The organism is Fructilactobacillus sp. X8R2C1 (assembly GCF_059900955.1).
Map to the genome: position 1 here is coordinate 1 of NZ_JBWXVI010000012.1, position 569 is coordinate 569.

The following is a 569-nucleotide window of genomic DNA, read 5'->3' on the forward strand; positions in this document are numbered from 1 at the left end:
GAAATCGCTAAGTTAGAAGCGCAAGGATATGAATTAGTATCCGACGGATACCCTGCGGATGGCTTTACCTTTAATACTGATGGCCCAACCTTCACGGTTGTGCTCAAACACAAGACTAAGGAAGTTACGCCAGACAATCCAGGAACTCCAGGACAACCAGTGGATCCAAACAACCCAACTGGACCGAAGTATCCTGATGGAACTAGTAAGACTGATCTCACTAAGAACGTTACTAGAACCATTCACTACGTTGATAAGAATGGGAACAAGCTAGCTGATGATGTGGTTCAATCAACGACCTTTACTAGAACGGCAACGTTTGATCAAGTTACTGGTCAGGTAACTTACAGTGCATGGACGACTAAGAGTGACGTCTTGAGTGGGGTTAACTCGCCAGTTATCAATGGTTACTATACCAACACTGCTTCAGTTGGACAAGCAACGGTTAACGCTGATTCCAACGACTCCGAAGTAACGGTCGTTTACTACGCCTTAGGTCACTTAGTTCCTGATGTTCCGGGCAGTAACCCGATCGTTTATCCAAATGATCCCAACAACCCAAGTGATGC

General features: G+C 45.5%; 1 protein-coding gene. It reads left to right on the forward strand.

The features are described 5' to 3' along the window. Window positions 1-569 (forward strand): mucin-binding protein (locus AC6UD6_RS06935; RefSeq protein ID WP_500696174.1); only part of this gene is annotated, 569 nt, incomplete at both ends.